The organism is Flavobacterium rhamnosi, assembly GCF_048286515.1.
In the GTDB taxonomy this organism is placed as follows: Bacteria; Bacteroidota; Bacteroidia; order Flavobacteriales; family Flavobacteriaceae; genus Flavobacterium.
Window position 1 is genome coordinate 303728 of sequence record NZ_JBLVPS010000002.1, and the last position, 18173, is coordinate 321900.

The 18173-nt window shown below is 37.4% G+C and carries 11 protein-coding genes; 1 reads left to right on the forward strand and 10 read right to left on the reverse strand.

The genetic code is table 11. The annotated features are described in order from the left end of the window. Positions 1-48: 48 nt before the first annotated feature. The 9 genes from ACNQGN_RS02790 to ACNQGN_RS02830 form a co-directional block, all read right to left on the reverse strand. On the reverse strand, positions 49-1788 hold the full coding sequence (locus ACNQGN_RS02790) for a cellulase family glycosylhydrolase (RefSeq protein ID WP_417986332.1): 1740 nt from the start codon (positions 1786-1788) through the stop codon (positions 49-51). A 30-nt stretch (positions 1789-1818) separates the two neighbouring features. Further along, the gene (locus ACNQGN_RS02795; protein ID WP_417986333.1) at positions 1819-3276 is read right to left on the reverse strand and encodes a glycoside hydrolase family 30 protein; all 1458 of its coding nucleotides are present in this window, start codon (positions 3274-3276) and stop codon (positions 1819-1821) included. 23 nt (positions 3277-3299) lie between these two features. After that, the gene (locus ACNQGN_RS02800) at positions 3300-4733 is read right to left on the reverse strand and encodes a glycoside hydrolase family 30 protein (protein WP_417986334.1); all 1434 of its coding nucleotides are present in this window, start codon (positions 4731-4733) and stop codon (positions 3300-3302) included. A 25-nt stretch (positions 4734-4758) separates the two neighbouring features. Then, positions 4759-5607 carry an endonuclease/exonuclease/phosphatase family protein gene (locus tag ACNQGN_RS02805; protein ID WP_417986335.1) on the reverse strand — a complete coding sequence of 283 codons (849 nt, stop codon included), beginning with the start codon at positions 5605-5607 and terminating at the stop codon, positions 4759-4761. A gap of 90 nt (positions 5608-5697) precedes the next feature. Next, positions 5698-6786 carry a family 16 glycosylhydrolase gene (locus ACNQGN_RS02810; RefSeq protein WP_417986336.1) on the reverse strand — a complete coding sequence of 363 codons (1089 nt, stop codon included), beginning with the start codon at positions 6784-6786 and terminating at the stop codon, positions 5698-5700. Between the two features lie 76 nt (positions 6787-6862). After that, a complete protein-coding gene (locus ACNQGN_RS02815; RefSeq protein WP_417986337.1) occupies positions 6863-7819 on the reverse strand; it encodes a hypothetical protein in 957 nt (318 codons plus the stop codon). 10 nt (positions 7820-7829) lie between these two features. Next, the gene (locus tag ACNQGN_RS02820; RefSeq protein ID WP_417986338.1) at positions 7830-8921 is read right to left on the reverse strand and encodes a hypothetical protein; all 1092 of its coding nucleotides are present in this window, start codon (positions 8919-8921) and stop codon (positions 7830-7832) included. 14 nt (positions 8922-8935) lie between these two features. Then, positions 8936-10444, reverse strand: a complete 1509-nt coding sequence (locus ACNQGN_RS02825; protein ID WP_417986339.1) for a RagB/SusD family nutrient uptake outer membrane protein — start codon at positions 10442-10444, stop codon at positions 8936-8938. 15 nt (positions 10445-10459) lie between these two features. Next, the gene (locus ACNQGN_RS02830; protein WP_417986340.1) at positions 10460-13582 is read right to left on the reverse strand and encodes a SusC/RagA family TonB-linked outer membrane protein; all 3123 of its coding nucleotides are present in this window, start codon (positions 13580-13582) and stop codon (positions 10460-10462) included. 346 nt (positions 13583-13928) lie between these two features. Here ACNQGN_RS02830 and ACNQGN_RS02835 point away from each other — a divergent pair, with 346 nt between their 5' ends. Next, positions 13929-16799, forward strand: a complete 2871-nt coding sequence (locus ACNQGN_RS02835; RefSeq protein WP_417986341.1) for a triple tyrosine motif-containing protein — start codon at positions 13929-13931, stop codon at positions 16797-16799. Between the two features lie 59 nt (positions 16800-16858). On the opposite strand, the gene ACNQGN_RS02840 is transcribed toward ACNQGN_RS02835, so the two are convergent. Further along, the gene (locus tag ACNQGN_RS02840) at positions 16859-18142 is read right to left on the reverse strand and encodes a UDP-N-acetylmuramoyl-tripeptide--D-alanyl-D-alanine ligase (RefSeq protein WP_417986342.1); all 1284 of its coding nucleotides are present in this window, start codon (positions 18140-18142) and stop codon (positions 16859-16861) included. Positions 18143-18173 lie beyond the last annotated feature (31 nt).

Consider the following 18173-nt stretch of genomic DNA (forward strand, 5'->3'; position numbering starts at 1 on the left):
TTTCACCTGCTATTTAGCAGTATGAACCGCGTTTCTATTTTCTGCTTTTTATTTTTTCGCCTTTTTGAACTCCAAAAAGTTCAAATTGAAATTTCCCTTTTCAAAACGTACTCTGACCTTATTAATTCCTTGTTTTAAAACCACATTTTTTAAAGTCACCGTTTTCCATTTATTCATTCCACCTGAAGATTCAATCCGTATTGTTTCCGAAATTTTTCCGTTTTCATCTTCTAAATAGAGTCTCCCGCCAGCAGCTGCACTTGCATAACTAATCGCAACATCAAAAGTAGTTTGGGTTTCTACAGCAACTGTGTATTGCAGCCATTCACCATCTTCAATAAAGGCAACATAAAAACCATTGGTACTTTTGTCAGTAGCCGCCTGAATGTCAACGCCATCATTTCGCAACATTCCGCCTTTGTTCCATTTGGTGAATTTAGTCCCATCATAATTAGCAACGTCTGTATCAAAATAAGCAAATCCGTTTTGTCCCAGATCATAGTCTGTTGCAACTATTTTCCCGGGAAGGGAGTGGTTTTTGTATTTTTTAGTTTCGGTTGTCTGCACTTGTCTGAACATCGCATCAATCACATCGTATCGGATTGTCAGTTTTTCCATTTTGAAGTTTTCAGAAATTTCAAATAACGCTTTTTTTGCAAAGGCTACTGTTGGTTTAGTCCCTCCTTTTTTCCAATAGTGCAATAATTGCTCGTATGCTGCTGTTGTCGTAACCGAGGTAACTCCTGCTAAATTTTCAATTTTCTTCATTGGCCAGAAAGCCCAACCAATATTGTTTGATTCCATTAAAGAGATCGCTTCCTTAAACCATACATTGGAGTTTTCTCCACTTTCGCCCAACCAAATCGGAACATTATACTGGGTCCTGTAATCCAACATTTTTTGGATTGAAGCAACGTCATTCTGATTCCAGTATTTATGAAAACTCAAGGCCATATTTTCATCCCAAAGCGGAAACATTCCATTGTAATTATTCCCCCAGCAATTTCCTTCTATGAAAATTAAGTGATTCTTATCGATTTCACGAATGGTATTGGTAACGCGTACCTGCAACGCTCTTAAAGGCGCATTCGAAGTTTCATCACAACCATTTTGATTGGTTCCTGTAAAATTCCAATTGGGCTCGTTGATGATATCATAGGCTCCAATCCAGGGATTGTCTTTATAACGCAACGCTAACTTTTCCCAAAGCGCAACCATCTTATCCTGATTTTCTGTACTTTCCCAAAGGGATGGTTTGGTGGCATCATAATCGGATATATTGGCATCTTTTCCCTGGCCTCCGGGCGCTGCATGCAGATCTAAAATCAAATAAATTTTATTGGCTGCACACCATTCCAGTAAATCATCAGTCATTTTGAAACCTTCTTCCAGCCAGGTATTCTGACCAGAAACTGCTTCTTGTTCAAGAGGCAATGTATATAAATTGTAATGCATGGGCAACCGAATGGAGTTGAATCCCCAAGCCGCCAATGAATCGATATCTCTTTTTGTTATTCCGTTGGCCTTGTACCCATCGTAAAATTCTTCGGTGTTTTCTACGCCAATTAAATCCGCTATCTTTTGCTTAATGGCATGTTGGGAACCTGCAAATTCACTTGTTTGCAGCATATAACCTTCCTGAACCATCCATCCGCCTAATCCCAAACCACGCAAAACAATATTTTTCCCATTTCCATCGACAATTTCCTGTCCATTCCTATGTAAAAAACCTTGTCCGAAAGCGGAAACCGAAAAAGAAATAAAGACTATTAAAACTATTTTTCTCATACTTATATTTTTAAAACAACCCCTTATAATTTAATAAACTAAAGACTGAATCCCATGAGCCGGAATTACAACAACCGTTTTCTCTGAAGCAATAATTAAATTATAGGTAACTTCTTTGTCCGAATGGTTCATCACCACAGTAACCATTTTCCCATTTGTATTCAGAAACGAAGTGCTTAACAAACTGCTTCTGCTTACTGCTGTACTTACTCTTTTGGCATCAGGACGAATAAATTTCGAGAAATGACCAATATAATAATAGCTTGGTGTATAGATTAATTCTCCTGAATTGGTATCTGCATGAATTGGCGCGAAACAAAAATTTCCTACGTGATTCGGGCCACCGTTTTGGTCCAAGAGAATATTCCAATCGGTCCAACCCACAGTACCATTATTAAAATCATTAATCATAGAAGTTCCATAGCGTTCGCCGTTTGCCCAGAATTGGTATTTTTTAGCATCAAATTTTTCGATACATCCTTCAGTAAACAGTAAGTTTTTAGAGGGATAAGCCTCGTGTACTTTTCGAACATTATCAAACATTTGTGTTCCGCCTGCCCAGGTTTCGTACCAATGGAATCCCATTCCCCAAGCATATTTTGAAGCCTCCGGATCTGAGAAAATAACATTGGCTCTCTGGTTCATCAAATCGCGATTGTGATCCCAAACCACAATTTTTTTATCTCCCAAACCTTCTTTTTTCATTGTTGGCCCAAGGTATTTTTTCAAGAAATCCCGCTCCGCTTCAGCGGTAAAAACGCAAGATTCCCAAGTTTGAGTTGCCATAGGTTCATTTTGAACAGTCAATCCCCAAATTGGCATCCCCTCTTTTTCATAGGCTTTGATAAATTTCGTGTAATAATTCGCCCACGTTTGGTAATATTCCGGAAGTAAAGTTCCTCCTTTTAGCATACTGCCATTACTTTTCATGAAAGCGGGTGGGCTCCATGGCGAAACATAAAGTAATAATTTTCCACCAGCTGTTTTTATAGCTTCTTTGAGCATTGGAATACGGTATTTTCTGTCATGGTCAATGTTGAAAGTCTTCAAATTGGCATCCCCTTCTTCGATATAAGTATAGCTTCCACTGCTAAAATCAGAACTATGAATTGTAGTTCTTAGCAAGGAATAGCCAATTCCTTTTTCTGTATCATAGTACGCATTTAAAAGTTCTGTCTGTCTGGCTTTGTCCAATTTCGCAAAAACCTCAGCGCTGGCATCGGTGATCGCTCCGCCAATTCCCATAAAGGTCTGGAACGTTTTGTCAGGCTGTACAAAAACAGAAATCTCCGTTTCAATCGGTTGTTTTGAAGCACCAAAACCTAATTTATCGGTTTGTGTCAATCTTAATTTACTATTCTCTGCTGTTGTATAAACGGTTACTGTTTTGCCTTTTGTAGAAAAAGCCAGTTGTTTGGTTTTCATTTTCTGCTGCGAAAAAGCAAAAAAAGTCACTGCCAAAAGGGCAATTGTTGTTATTTTTTTCATGATGTAGTTTGTATAAATTTTGTTTACCAGATATAGGTTCCTACCGAACCTGCTTCCAGTGAAGTGGTAACCCAATTCCCATTGTATTGAATATTAAAAATCTCAGCTGTATTCCCATCATTTTCAACAATCAGAACTTTTTTACCGCTGGGTGTTTTAAAAGCCACATTGTTTAAATTGCCACTAGTATTACTTGCAATTCTTACAGAACCTGCAGGAACAAATTTAGAAGCATGCGCAATGATATAATACCCTACATTTCTGGTAAAACTATCACTGCTATTTATGGTTAGTGCTCCTTTGCAGGTAGTACAGCCCCCTGGAGTGTTTGGTCCAAAAGAAGCGTTATTGGCTAAGTTCCATTCCAATGCCGTTTTACTCCAATTCCGCATTGAACCGATGATTACATTTTTTACATGCCATTTCAAATCGCCATCAAAACTTCCTGTAGAAGAGGTGTATTGCTCGGTAAAATAAATATTCTTATTTGGGAAAGCATTGTGAACTGTAGTCAAAGCACTAATATCTCCTTCGTACAAATGAAATGCAGAACCGTCAACAAAAGGATTAGCTCCAGCATCATTTAGAACAGCAATAGGATATTCGGGCTTATTGCAATTATGGTCGTATGCTACAATTTTAGTTGCCAAATTAGCAGCCTTGAAAGCGGGACCTAAATGATTTTTTATAAAATCAGCCTGATGCACTGCAGTCATCAGCATACTAGGATTGTTACCGGGGTGTAAGGGTTCATTTTGAGGTGTAATGGCATCAATAGTAATCCCTTCCGCTTTCATTGTTTGGATGTATTTTACAAAATATTTTGCATACACTCCGTAATACTCCGGTTTCAGACTTCCTCCTATGAAACCATTGTTGTCTTTCATCCAAACCGGTGGTGACCATGGAGTGGCCATGATCTTAATATTGGGATTGATAGCCACAATCTCTTTTAGCATTGGAATCAAATCATTTTTATCGGGAGCTAAACTAAAGTTATCCAGATTCACATCCGTTTGACCGCTTGGCAAATCGTCATAGGTAAATGGTGTTGCGTTCAAATCTGAAGCACCAATACTAATCCTTAAATAACTAATAGCAATTGAAGTATCAGTTGCTCCAAACAATTCTTTTAATAATTCTTGTCTCTTTTGCGCATTTAACTGATTTATAACCTGCGTACTTCCACCGGTTAATGTGTATCCAAAACCATCAATAGTTTGAAAAGTTTTGGAATCATCTACCTCAATATTGGCATAATTATTATAGTTCGCACCAAATGCTAAAATTGTGGTTTGCTTTTGAAGTGCTGCACTCTGATTTCCTTTTGTCAGCCAAAAATCCATTTCGTTTGTAACTACTGGTGGAATTGGAGTTGGAGTGGAACCAGCTGCGTCGCCGGACGGTGAACATTTTGACAGCATAACTGACAAGGTTAACAAGATTAAAACTCTCATACTATATTTTATATAATTCATATTTTTATTTAAAGTTTATTTCGACGTAAACCGGCAAGTGATCTGAGGGATATCTCAAATCTTTTGAATCACTCAAAATGGCATATTTTTTTACTTTCAAAATACTATTCTTCGAAATAAAAATATAATCTATCAATCTGGTTACCGGTTCATTATGTTTAAAATTATTGAAGGTTCCTGAAGGTCCAAATGGCTTCTCTTCTGAAACATCTCTTGTATCATCCATCACTTTTTTAAGTGCAATTATTCTTTCTTCATCAGGTTCTGAATTTAAATCTCCCATGAAAATCACCGGATAGTTTTTAGTGTTTAGTTCCTTTATTTTCGAAAGAATAAGCTGTATGCCTTTGGTTCTGGCCTGCACGCCAACGTGATCCAAATGTGTATTGAAAACCCAAAATAATCGTTTTGTTTTCAAATCTTTGAAAAGCGCATAAGTACAAACTCTGTTATATGCTGCATCCCAACCTTTTGAAATTTCATTAGGGGTATCAGAAAGCCAGAACGTATTGCTTTCTTTCACCACGAATCTTTCTTTTCTATAAAAAATATTCGAAGATTCTCCTTCCCCTATCCCGTCTCTTCCGACACCAACATTATTATACTGCGGTAGTGAACTTGCAATAGCAATAACCTGATTGGGTCTTGCCTCCTGAATCCCAAAAATATCAGGTGCATAAAATTGAACCTGAGAATTAAAATACTCTTTTCGATGTGTCCAATCGTTTTCACCGTCACTTGCAATATCCAATCGAATATTGTAAGTCATCACTTTTAATGTTTGCGCAGTATTGGAAAACATCCCTATTAGAATCAAAATTATGGCACTAATTATTTTTTTTGACTGCTTCATTTTTCAATTTTAAAATTAATTTTCATCATTGGAGCTTCTACCCAACTAAAAATAGAAGCCCCTAATGAGACCTAACTAAACAAAAACGCATTAATTATACACTCTAACATAATCTATCTCAAAAGTTGTAGCAGTAAAACCAGGATCAATCACGCCTCCAAAATTACCGCCCATCGCACAATTTATAATCAGGAAAAAATTCTGATTAAAAGGAAAACTAGCTGCATTTGAAAAAGTATAAAACAACTGATTATCAACATAGAACTTAATCGCTGCAGCGGTCCAATCTATAGAATAAACATGAAATTCCGTCGAAGCATTAGCAACTGTAACCGTACTGGTATCCGGCGTATTTCCGGAACGTCCCGGAGAATGCAAGGAACCATGAACTTTATTGAGGTTGTTGCCAACATGCTCCATAATATCAATTTCACCACAAGCAGGCCAACCGGCAGAACTTATAGCATTACCCAGCATCCATAAAGCAGGCCATGTGCCGCCACCGGAAGCCAGTTTTGCCCTAATTTCCACCCTTCCGTATTTGAACGAAAATTTATCTTTCGTTAAAATTCTGGCTGAAGTATAATTGCTTCCGCTATAACTTTCTTTTAGGGTGTGTATTTTTAACATTCCATTTTGAACAATTACATTCTCAGGCCTGTTGGTATAATATTGGAATTCGTTATTTCCCCAACCTCCGGCACCCAAATCATAACCCCATTTGGCACTGTCAGGGGCTCCGTCAATGTTGAATTCATCTGACCAAACTAAAGAAGAACCTACGAAAACTGTTACTGAAAGAGTCGAAGAAACAAAACCTGCTGAATTGTATGCAGACACATATATAACATAGGTTTCTGTGCCTGATGTTGCATAGGTGTAAGTAAAATTTCCATTTGTCAGTTCTTTGGTCTCTCCATTTCCAAGTAAAATTTTATAGGAAGTCGCATTAGTTGCATTGATGCTGAAATTTACTGTTCCGCTCCCATTACCATTTGGATTAGCTGTGCTTGTCCCTTCTACCACTGCTGAAATAGCAAGATTTGAAGGTTTTAGTATCGCTTCTTCTCCATTTGTCGTACTGTCACCACAGGAAAACAACAAAAAAATACTAGCCAGAACAATGAAAAACAGACCGTTATTATTTTTTAAAGATTTAAGCACTTCACTATTTCTCATCTTTTTAATTTTTTTAGTACTACTAAAACAAAGCTCAGAACTAGCAACAGTGCTGAGCTTTATTTAGTAGAATTTATTAAAGTGCCGGTTTCAATTTTAAATACCAGGCATTTCCAGTTTCAGTACCCTGTACTCGAAGATACAGGTACGTGTCTGTTATAACCAAGATTTCGTACTCTTTTTGTACCGCACCATATCCGATAAAAGTATCAACACCAGACAACAAAATACTTGTTTGGGTTGAAGGGGAATTATCTCCGTTCGATGGTACTGCCGGTGCCCCGGTTGAAGAAGGAACAAAAGAAAAAGCGGAAGAGCCTCCTCCATAATTATAACATCCTTCATCTCCTGAACCCGCGATACCAGGAAGTGTAGTTAACGAACCCGTTTTGGTAAAAGCGCCATCCGGAGTAGCAACCTGCAACGAATACGTTCCGTTTGCTGCAACTTTAGCAAAAGTAAAAGTAGCAGTGTAAAAACAGTTTGCCGAAGCTACTTTTTCATTAACGCCACCAGCCCACCATTCTGGCCTGATAGAATCAACGTTCCATGGACCAACGCCAAGATGACCTGCAACACTATTATCAACAACCCAAGTTTTTGATGCATTGTTGGTCAACGCCGTAACGATTGCCGGAGCTACCGTAAAATCACTTCGTATCGTTACCTCCTTAGTAACATTAGTGGAAGATCCTCCTTTACCATAAGCAACAACAGTTATTCTATACGTGTTTACCCCAACCGAAGTATACTTCTTGGTTGTTTTACCCGTTGGCAAATAAACCAAATCCAATGCTGTATTTGCATCGTAATCTACTTTATAAGAAAGTACATTATCACCCGTTATGGCAATTTTCACATCGCCGGAACCATCCCCATTTGGATGTGTTGCATCCTGACCAACAACTTCAGTATTTACTATAATATTTGAAGGTGCCGATAAATCGCCCAGACTATATTCTTCTTCGTTGCAACTAATAAATGTTAGTGCCACTATGAAAAGCCCTACTATGTATTTTATATTTGTTTTCATATTTGTAGTATTAATTAGTTACTCTAATGTTATCGATATAGATAACTTCACCCAAGCCTTTATTTGGCCTGTTGTAATTGATATTAAATTGCTTGTATTTAGCGCCTGCCGGAATACTAAGATTGGTTGTAGTATCAAAAATAAGTTCTTCCCATTGGTTAGCGACAGTTGTGGCTGCAAAAACAACCGTATTTGGAGCGCCATTTGTAGAGGCTTGCAATTCAATCCCTACATTTTTACCCACTTCTGTAGCATATACATACATTCTGATTTTAGTTCCTGTAGCAAAATCCATCGGAACATCAAGAGGTTTCCATGTACCTGCCCATTCTTCAGCTCCATCTGGTTTTTCGAACTTAACCACTTTTGAAGAAGTGTTTATCCCAGTAGAAAATGGATTGTCCACAATAGAATAATTCACCCCACCGAAAGTTCCTCCAGCTAAATAATTTTGAGAAGCAAGCTCACAAGTGTAAGGAAATGCAAGAGGATCATAAACTGTTGCACTTGAAGTGTTTTCCGTTTTAGCAATACCGCCACTTAGCGCGACAACTTTAATAGTATAGGCACCACCGACCGCATAAGTATGCGCTGGTGTAGTTTCTCCAACAGCTAACGGGGTTCCAACTTCACCAACAACATCCCCAAAATAGACTAGAAAAGAATTCGCATAATCCGCTTTTGCAGCTACTTTTACTGTATAACCCTCCACCGTTGGTGTAATAACCAGCTTTTCTGGGGCTCTATAGACAATATCCAACGGAAATGTTTGTTCTGTTTTAGCTCCTGAAACAGAGTTCGCCGTAATCTTTACTGTATATTTCCCCTCCGGATAAACATGGGTTACACTTGACCCGGGAGAAACCGTTGCCGGAAATCCCGTTCCGTGACCAAATTCTACTTTAAAGTACGAAGCGCCATCCCCCGTAGGGGTTATTTTTACATTTCCGGAATTATCGGTACTAATATCAAATATGTTATTGAGATTTGCTGAAGATTCGGTGCCCAAAAGAGCCGTATCGTTGCTGATTCCCTCAACCGTACAACTTACAGTTACCGCTAAAACTGCTATAAAGCTGAAAATAAATTTTATCTTTTTCATAATTTTATCTTTTATTAATTGTAGCCAGGGTTTTGTTTCAATTTAGTTCCTTGAAGCTCACTGGTTGGTATCGGAAAAACTTCATCTTTACCAGCAACAAAACCTCTGCTTCCTAATTTGCCGGCTGCATCTCCCCATCGTACCAAGTCAAAGAATCTATGCCCCTCACCCGCAAATTCCATTCTTCTTTCATTTTTAATAGCTGCAAGTGTAACCGGAACAGAAGGCAAACCAACTCTGGATCGAACCGCATTAAGCAAAGCTTGTGCTCTGGGTCCTGAACCCAATGCTTCCGCTTCCATTAAATAAGTATCCGCTAATCTGAGAACATAGCTGTTTTGCTTATAGTTTAACTCCGCAGCTCCACCACCTGTTCGAACGTCTACTTTACGAGGAAGAAATTTGTTTAAGAAATATCCTGTATCCTGATATCCTCCGATATAATCTGCCTGACCTGCTGCTTTTAATGCTTTAAGGTCAAATACTGTTGCTCCAAATCTTGGATCTAATTTAATGGCATCGTATAAGTCTTGCGTGATTACGTTAAAACTCCATCCTGATGGTAAATCTGCTGCTGTAGAACCTGATGGTCTTGAGTAACTTCTAGGACCTACCATAACATTTACTGAATTTCCCTCATCTCTGCCTGAACCCCAAAATCCCCAATCAGAATTACCAGCACTTGTATGCGATACTTCAATAATTGACTCTGCATTAAACTTATTGGAAAACACCCACAGATCATTGAAATTAGTCAACAATTTATTACCGTATTGATTTGTTCCCCCTGGTGTACCATTTACCTGGGCAAGAACAGCAGCTGCATCGGTATTCTTTCCTTCGTATAAATATACTTTCCCAAGCATTGCCTGAGCAGCACCTTTTGTAAGACGTCCAGATTCTGTATCAGCAGGAACGGTTGCCGGCAAAACAGCTATAGCTTCTGCTAAATCTTTTTCTATTTGGGCATAAACTGCTTCAGGAGCTGCCTGTTCAGCCTCATACATATTCGTCGCTGTCAAAGGATCCAATAATAAAGGAACATTCTTAAACAATCGTACCAAATTGAAATAGTAAATCGCACGTAAGGCTTTGCACTCTGCAGCAAATCTTGCTTTTAGATTATCCGCCATAGCAGCGGCCGGTAATTTTAACAACAACGTATTTGCTCTGAAAATTCCCTGGTAATGATCGTTCCAAAAACTTCCCGGTACAATTGTGGAAGTAAGCGTGTGTGTAGAAAAACCTTGAATTCCTGCTCCATCAGTGGAGCCACCACCACCTGCGTAGAAATCGTCCGAACCTGCGTTCATCATGGTAATCATATTTTCAAAACCGCCTGAATTTTTTCTGATCGGATCATACACTCCAACCAGAGCAGCTGTTGCTTGTCCTTCGTTAGCATAATAATTATCGGAAAGAAAGGAACCCTTTGGCGTTAAATCCACAAACTCTTCGGAACAGGATCCAAAAGAACACATTGCTACTGCAATAAGTAAGTATTTAAATTGTATCGTTTTCATAATTCTTAAATTTTATTAAAATTGTAAATTGGCTCCAAACATGAATGTTCTTGCTTGTGGATAAATCCCTTTGTCTATCCCAAAAACACCTCCACCAATTTCAGGGTCAAATCCCGTATATTTAGTTAACGTCACTAAATTCTCAGCAGTTACATAAAAACGTACTTTGCTGGCGCCAAATCTATTAATCGCTTCACTCGGCAATGAATAGCCAAATTGAACTAGCTTTAACCTAAGGTAATCCCCTTTTTCAAGATAGAAATCTGACATTTTACCAAAGTTGCCATTGGTGTCATTATTGGTAAGTCTAGGGTAATCATCTGAGGTTCCTTCACCAGTCCAGCGGCTTAAAGCTATAGTCTGATAGTTGGCATTTCCAACATCTAACCTGCGTAATCCCTGAAAAATTTTATTTCCTGCAGCACCTTGCGTAAATGCCATAAAATCGAAGTTTTTATACTCTAAATTCAAGGTTAAACCAAAAGTGTATTTTGGAATATTACTTCCCAAGAACTGTTTGTCATCATCTCCAATTGAACCATTGCCGTCGGTATCAACCCAGCGGAAATCTCCCGGACGTGCATCTGGCTGAATTAAACCACCTGAAGTATTTGTATACGCCGCAATTTCAGCCTCATTTTGAAAAATACCCGCAGTTTTAAATCCGTAGAATGAATTATAGGATTGTCCGACCTGTGTTCTTGTTACTTGCCCCATAGACTGAAAAGAAGCATCTCCACCGATATAATCAGAATCAGCAGCGATATAAGTAACTTCGTTTTCCAGATAAGCTACGTTTCCGTTAACAGAAAAATTAACGTCTCCAAATTTCTTTTTATAACCCAATTCAACCTCAATACCTCTATTATCCATATCAGCAACGTTTCCTGCTGGATTTGTAGTTACACCAACATATCCCGGAATGTTTATAGGACGCAAAATACCGGTGGTTGATTTCTTATATAAATCTACCGTAAGATTAAAATCACTGAAAAATCTGGATTCAAAACCAATATTTGCCTGAGAAGTTTCCTCCCATCTCAAATCAGGATTATCAAGTGTCAGGTTCGCATAACCAGTTGTTATTGCTCCTGCGTTTCCAAAAGAATAATTATAACCTCCTTCTACTAAAGATAAATATTTGAAATTCGGATTGCTGCCAGAATAGGCATCATTACCAACAACTCCATATCCTCCTCTAATTTTCAAAGTATTAAGGACATTGTTTTCTTTCCAGAAATCTTCTTTGGTCACGACCCATCCTAAATTGAAAGACGGAAATACACCAAATTTATTGTTAGCTCCAAAACGACTTGAACCATCACGACGAATAATTCCTGTAAACAAATACTTTTCTTTAAAATCGTAATTCACACGTGAAAATAAAGAAGTCAGTCTGTGCTCTGTCATATCATAGGTATAACTGCTTCTGTCTGATTGTGGTATATCAAAGTTAAAAGAGGCATCACGATAATTAGTAACAGGTAAGCCAAACATTGTAGCTCCGGATCCCCCTCCGATATTATCCACATAGGATCCCTGACCTACTAAGACCGTTAAGTTATGGTTTCCAAATTGATTCGAATACGTTGCAATGTTTTCAATATTCCATGCAAAACTTTTATTTTCATTTTTGCTATAGCTGTTTTTAAGCACATTTGAAGTAGCACTTAAGTAAAAAACAGGTGTAAAACCTTGACCTCCCCAGGTTGATAATTTTGCACCAAGGGTTGATCTCACTTTGATATGCTTGGTTATTGCCGCTTCCAAATAGGCATTCCCAACTAAATCATCAGAAGTATCATAATTCCCCAGTCTTGTTTTGGCATACGCCAACGGATTACTCATCTCCTGACCAACTAAACTTGAAATTCCATAAGGATTTCCATTTCCGTCACGGATTACAGGATTGGAGCTATAAGGTGCACCATTCGCTTTTACCGGATCTGTTTCTATCAAAGGAGTCGTTGGATCCAGGTTTATTGCAGAACTTAACGGCCCACCAAATTCACTGTTTGTATTTCCGATACCAACTGTTTTTTGTCTTGAAAATCCAAAAGTCTGTCCGAAAGTAAATACTTTAGATAATTTATGTGTAGAGTTTAAACGAAAATTCTTTTTCGTATAGTTTGAAATTTCTGTGGAAACAATTCCTTCCTGATCCTGAATTCCAAAAGAAGCATAAAAATTAGAAACATCGCTTCCTCCACTAATGCTCAATTCATGAGAATAACGGAATGCATTGGAATTGAAAATCGCTTTTTGCCAATCCGTACCAACACCTAAAGCGGACAGATTAGGAAATATGGCAGGCCCGCCGGCAGCAACCGATTTCTCATTTAGTAAAGCACCATACTGAGTTGCGTTCAGTAAATTCAAAGTCTTCTCTGGAGATGAAATACCGGAGAATCCATTATAGTTTACCGTAATTTTTCCGGATTTTCCTTTTTTGGTTGTAACAAGGATAACACCTGTAGCAGCACGTGTTCCATAGATAGCAGCAGAAGCAGCGTCTTTCAGCACTTCAATAGATTCAATATCCGATTGATTCAAAAATCCAATTCCTCCTGCATCTACAACAACACCATCAACAACCCAAAGCGGGTTGTTACCACCGTCCCCAAAGGTGGTTACCCCTCTAACACGTATTGTTGATCCGGCACCAGGCTGGCCAGAACTGGCAGCAATGGTAACGCCTGAAACCCTGCCTTGTAAGGCTTGCTCAATACGCCCATTAGGTACTTTTTCAAGATCTTTTGCTTTTACACTGGATATTGCACCGGTAACAACGCTTTTCTTTTGCGTACCGTATCCTACAACAACAACTTCCTGCAAGGCTTCTGTTGTCGAACTAAGCCTGATATTAATTTTAGTTCTTCCGTTTATAGGTTCCTGAATTGTGGTGTAACCTACATAACTAAACTCAAGAATGCCTTTTGATGTGGCCTTTATTTGATAATTTCCATCAAAATCTGTAGCCGTAGCATTGGACGTTCCTTTAATTAAAATGGATACTCCTGGAACAGGTAATCCGTTTTCGTCATAAACTTTTCCGCTCACAGTAAGATCTTGCGCTTGCCCGTAAACTGAGAATAGAATAGATAAAAAACAAAAAATAAACAATTTTGTAAATTTCATTTTTCTAAAAATTTTGGTTAATTAATTAGTGATTTCTAGCAATATTATGACAATTTTTTCTGTATACGCATTTATTTTTCCTTACAAAAACACATCAAACCCTTTTTTTATACTAAACAAAAACACATCAAAAAATATATAATTTACTGAAAATCAATATTTTGATAATTAATTTTAACTGTTATCAAAAAGTTAAAATAAAAAACTAACACTACATTTATTAAAAAACGGCTACTTTAGCTATTAAATTGAATTTAGCCGAAAATGACAGTCCGTTAAACGCTTGTTTTTTAGAATAAAAGGCACTTTCAAAGAACAACCGAACTATTCTATTTAGGATTTAATTATGAGAGCTACAAAATTCCATTTTCTATACCTTTTATTTTTGTTATCAACAATACTGTCTGGACAGGTAAAAAATATTGGAGTCCCTGATATTCGGAATTATAAAAGAGCGGATTATAAAGGAGCAACTCAAAACTGGAGTATTGATCAGGATCAAAATGGGAACCTATACTTTGCCAACAATAACGGCCTCTATCAATTTGACGGCTCCTCATGGACTAAACATCCCTTGCCAAATTTAACATCAGTCCGCAGCGTAAAGGTTGCTGAATCCGGCACTATATATATTGGAGGCTATAAAGAATTCGGCTATTTTAAAGTTGACGCAAAAGGCAGGCTGAAATACACTTCGCTAACTACATTAATCAAATCGGAAAACGACAAGGAACTGGATTTTGTCTGGAAGGTTCACATCCTAAAAGACGAAGTAATTTTTCAATCGTTCGCCAGAGCCTATATTTTTAAGAACAATAAACTTAAAATACTCCAGGCCCCAAGAAGATTTCAATTTTCATTTCAAATAGACAACACGCTCTATTTTCAGGATACAGCGGCTGGATTACTAGAATTCAAAAATGGGCAACTGTACCCTTTAAAAGGTACAACAGCACTAAACAACACTGAGGTTTGGGCAATGTTTAAAATGCCCGACAACAAACTCCTTATAGCCACTTTGGAAAAAGGCCTTTTTCTATACGATTCTGAAAAAATAACGCCTTGGGATACCGAAGCGAATACTTTCATTAAGAAAAACAGCTCTCTTGGAGGTGTTGTTATTAAAGGCAAATTTATCGCCCTCAACTCTGTATTAAATGGGATCATTATTTCTGACCTTAACGGTAAAATAATCCAACACATCAACCGAAAAAAAGGACTGCAAAACAACACTGTCCTTACTTCTTTTGTAGACAATAATAACAATCTTTGGCTTGGCCTTGACAACGGAATTACATTTATTAACGAAAGCTCTCCTTTTACGTATTTCGGATCCAGTTATGACATCAGTACCGTGTATGCCTCAGTAATACATAAAGGCACATTATATGTTGCCACAAACCAAGGTTTGTTTTATCATCCCTGGAATCAGACATTCAAAGAAAACGCCTTTGCTCTTGTCGAAGGCACAACAGCACAAGCCTGGAACATACAGGTAATCAACAACGAACTGATTTGTGCAAATAACATAGGAGCGTTAATAATCCAAGAAGGAAAAGCCACAAAAGTATTGGATAAAAAGGGCTATTTTGGATTTAAAACAATCCCCAGCCGCCCCAATTTTGTCATAGGATCAAACTACAACGGGTTTGCACTATTTGAAAAGACAGCCAATGGCTTAGTATATAGAAATCAAATTGCGGGATTTGATAAATCTTCGATATTCATACAACTGGACAACGACTATGTATGGCTAAAAAAAGACGAATTATTATATCAAATGAGACTATCGGATGATTTAAAAAAATTCAGCTCCATAAAGATTATAAAGGACATATCCCCTACCGAAAAAGGATTTGGCAGCATTCAAAAAATAAACAACATCATTTACTTTCAGACAAACAATCATTTTTACAAATATTCAAAAGAGCAGGACCTATTTTATGAAGATAAAAAAATGAGTTCCGTTTTTAAAAACATTCCCAAAATCTATACCTCAACCGAAGATGCCAATGGAAACATCTGGTATGTTTTCAATGAATCAGTAGGGCAATTGAGAAAAAACAGCAATGGCAGTTACACAAACATTGTTGCGCCATTTTCAAATCTAACGGGCAATTTAGTCACTAATTACCTTTCTATCAACACGATTAATTCGCAAAACATATTTATAGGACTAACAGACGGGCTGGCACATTACGACTCCCATTTGCTAAACAACAACGCAACGAAACCAAAAGTTTTTATTCGAAGCTTTTCCTTTACCGGGGACACATTAATATTTGGAAATGAGAAAAAAAACGTCGAGAAATATTTGATCCCATACGCTTCAAATCATGTGAAATTCACATTTTCGTCCCCAACCTATGAAAATCTTGAAAATGTCAAATTTTCATATAAACTGGAAGGTTTTGATGACCGATGGAGCAACTGGTCTACCATTTCAATTAAAGAATATACCTATTTAAGAGAAGGCAACTATAACATGAAATTAAAAGTGAGAAACAGCTATGGAATTCAGTCCGACGAAGCGATTGTTTCCTTTACAGTTTCTCCGCCATGGTACAGGCATTTTTTAGCATATCTATTTTACATCCTACTGGTGGTTTCCTCCATCTTTTATATCCGAAACAGGGTAAAATTGAAAATAAGAAAAAACAAATACTACGAAACTATAGAACAAAGAAGATTGTATCTGGAAAAAGAATCCAAAATCAGACAAGAGCAATATGAACTGGAAAAAGAGATTGAAAAGCTAAAAAATGACAAACTCCAAATTAAGATTCTGGCAAAAGACAAGGAACTTGTTAATAATTCCCTGCAGGTAGTAAAGAAAAACAAAATTCTCAATGGCATTATATACAAGCTAAAAGACATCAATGTGGAATCCTTTGATGAATCTACCAAATTTCAGTTTACAAAGCTTAACAGAAGCATCACAAAGGAGGTAAGCACTGATAAAAGCTGGAAAGATCTAGAGAAGCACATCAAGAATGTTCATTTTGATTTTCTAAAAAGACTTAAAGAAAAGTACCCAACCATTTCTCCCAGAGAGCTGGACTTATCGACCTATCTCCTGATGAATATGTCAACGAAAGAGATTGCAGAAATTATGAATATTTCCGGTGGCGGTGTAGAATTGGCACGCTACCGATTAAGAAAAAAGTTAGGCCTTCATAAAAAGGAAAATCTAATCGGATTTTTAATGAGTATTTAATAGAACCAAAAAAGCCATCCTAAACTAAAATGATGGCTTTTAATTCAATAAACGATCTACTATATAAAATCCAGTGTTCGCTCTAAGGCCATACCTCTGGAGCCTTTTATCAATAGCGTACTATTCTCAATTTTAATTTCTTTTAAATGGCTTGAGAATGCATCAAATGTCTCATAAAAATGAAAATGCCCCGCCTCAATTCGATTGGAATAAAATAAAGATCCGACAAAATAAGACTGTACATTTTGCTCCTTTAAAAGCGTTGTCACAATTGCCTGATGCTCTTGCTGGCTTTCCTGACCCAGTTCAAACATATCCCCCAATATCATAATCTTACTAGGGCTTTCCAATTGTATAAAATTTTCTATCGCAACAGCCATACTACTGGGATTAGCATTATAGGCATCCAGAATAATTTGATTGGTTCCTTTTGATAAAAGCTGGGACCTGTTATTCTCCGGAACATAGCCCTCTAATGCATCTTTAGCGGCAGTATCATCCACGCCAAAGTATTTTCCGATAGCAAGCGCAGCATTAATATTATTGGCATTATAAAGCCCTATTAAATGCGATTGTATCGTAAGACCGGAATACTGTATCACAACAAATGGATTTGCCTTTACACCCGTTATATTCACATTTGCATTTTCTTTATTAATACCGAAAGAATACGATTTCAATGTCTTTGCTTTTTCAACCTGAATCGGATCTTCCAGGTTTATAAAAGCCAGCTTATCATTTTCAGAAAGATACTGATACATTTCGCTTTTTGCGGAAATAACACCTTCTACCCCTCCAAAACCTTCCAAATGCGCTTTGCCAAAATTGGTAATATACCCGTAATCCGGCTGGGCTAATGCACATAGAAATTCGATTTCTTTTTTATGATTTGCCCCCATTTCCACAATACCAATTTCAGTTTCCGAAGTGAAAGAAAGTAAGGTTAATGGCACGCCAATATGGTTGTTTAAGTTCCCAACTGTCGCTTTAGTTTTATATTTTTTTGAAAGCACGACATTAATAAGCTCTTTTGTAGTTGTCTTTCCATTACTTCCCGTAAGGGCAATTATAGGTAACTTCAGATATTCTCTATGGTACTTCGCTAATGCCTGCAGCGCCACTAAACTGTCTTCAACTAAAATGGTTCTTTGATCAATAAAATACGCCTTATTATCTATGATAACATAGGAAGCGCCTTTTTCCAATGCTTCCTTAGCAAATGTATTAGCATCAAAACGTTCTCCTCTTATGGCAACAAATAATGAGTTGGATTCAATTTTACGAGTATCTATTGAAACCGATTTACATTTTAAAAATAAACTATGAATGTAATTAATATCCATTTAAAACTGATTTAAAAAAATAAAAGCCCTA

Coding starts and splice junctions, on each gene's coding strand:
- ACNQGN_RS02810 (WP_417986336.1), bottom strand. CDS start 6,786: ATGAGAAATAGTGAAGTGCTTAAATCTTTAAAAAATAATAACGGTCTG.
- ACNQGN_RS02790 (WP_417986332.1), bottom strand. CDS start 1,788: ATGAGAAAAATAGTTTTAATAGTCTTTATTTCTTTTTCGGTTTCCGCT.
- ACNQGN_RS02825 (WP_417986339.1), bottom strand. CDS start 10,444: ATGAAAACGATACAATTTAAATACTTACTTATTGCAGTAGCAATGTGT.
- ACNQGN_RS02795 (WP_417986333.1), bottom strand. CDS start 3,276: ATGAAAAAAATAACAACAATTGCCCTTTTGGCAGTGACTTTTTTTGCT.
- ACNQGN_RS02800 (WP_417986334.1), bottom strand. CDS start 4,733: ATGAGAGTTTTAATCTTGTTAACCTTGTCAGTTATGCTGTCAAAATGT.
- ACNQGN_RS02830 (WP_417986340.1), bottom strand. CDS start 13,582: ATGAAATTTACAAAATTGTTTATTTTTTGTTTTTTATCTATTCTATTC.
- ACNQGN_RS02820 (WP_417986338.1), bottom strand. CDS start 8,921: ATGAAAAAGATAAAATTTATTTTCAGCTTTATAGCAGTTTTAGCGGTA.
- ACNQGN_RS02805 (WP_417986335.1), bottom strand. CDS start 5,607: ATGAAGCAGTCAAAAAAAATAATTAGTGCCATAATTTTGATTCTAATA.
- ACNQGN_RS02835 (WP_417986341.1), top strand. CDS start 13,929: ATGAGAGCTACAAAATTCCATTTTCTATACCTTTTATTTTTGTTATCA.
- ACNQGN_RS02840 (WP_417986342.1), bottom strand. CDS start 18,142: ATGGATATTAATTACATTCATAGTTTATTTTTAAAATGTAAATCGGTT.
- ACNQGN_RS02815 (WP_417986337.1), bottom strand. CDS start 7,819: ATGAAAACAAATATAAAATACATAGTAGGGCTTTTCATAGTGGCACTA.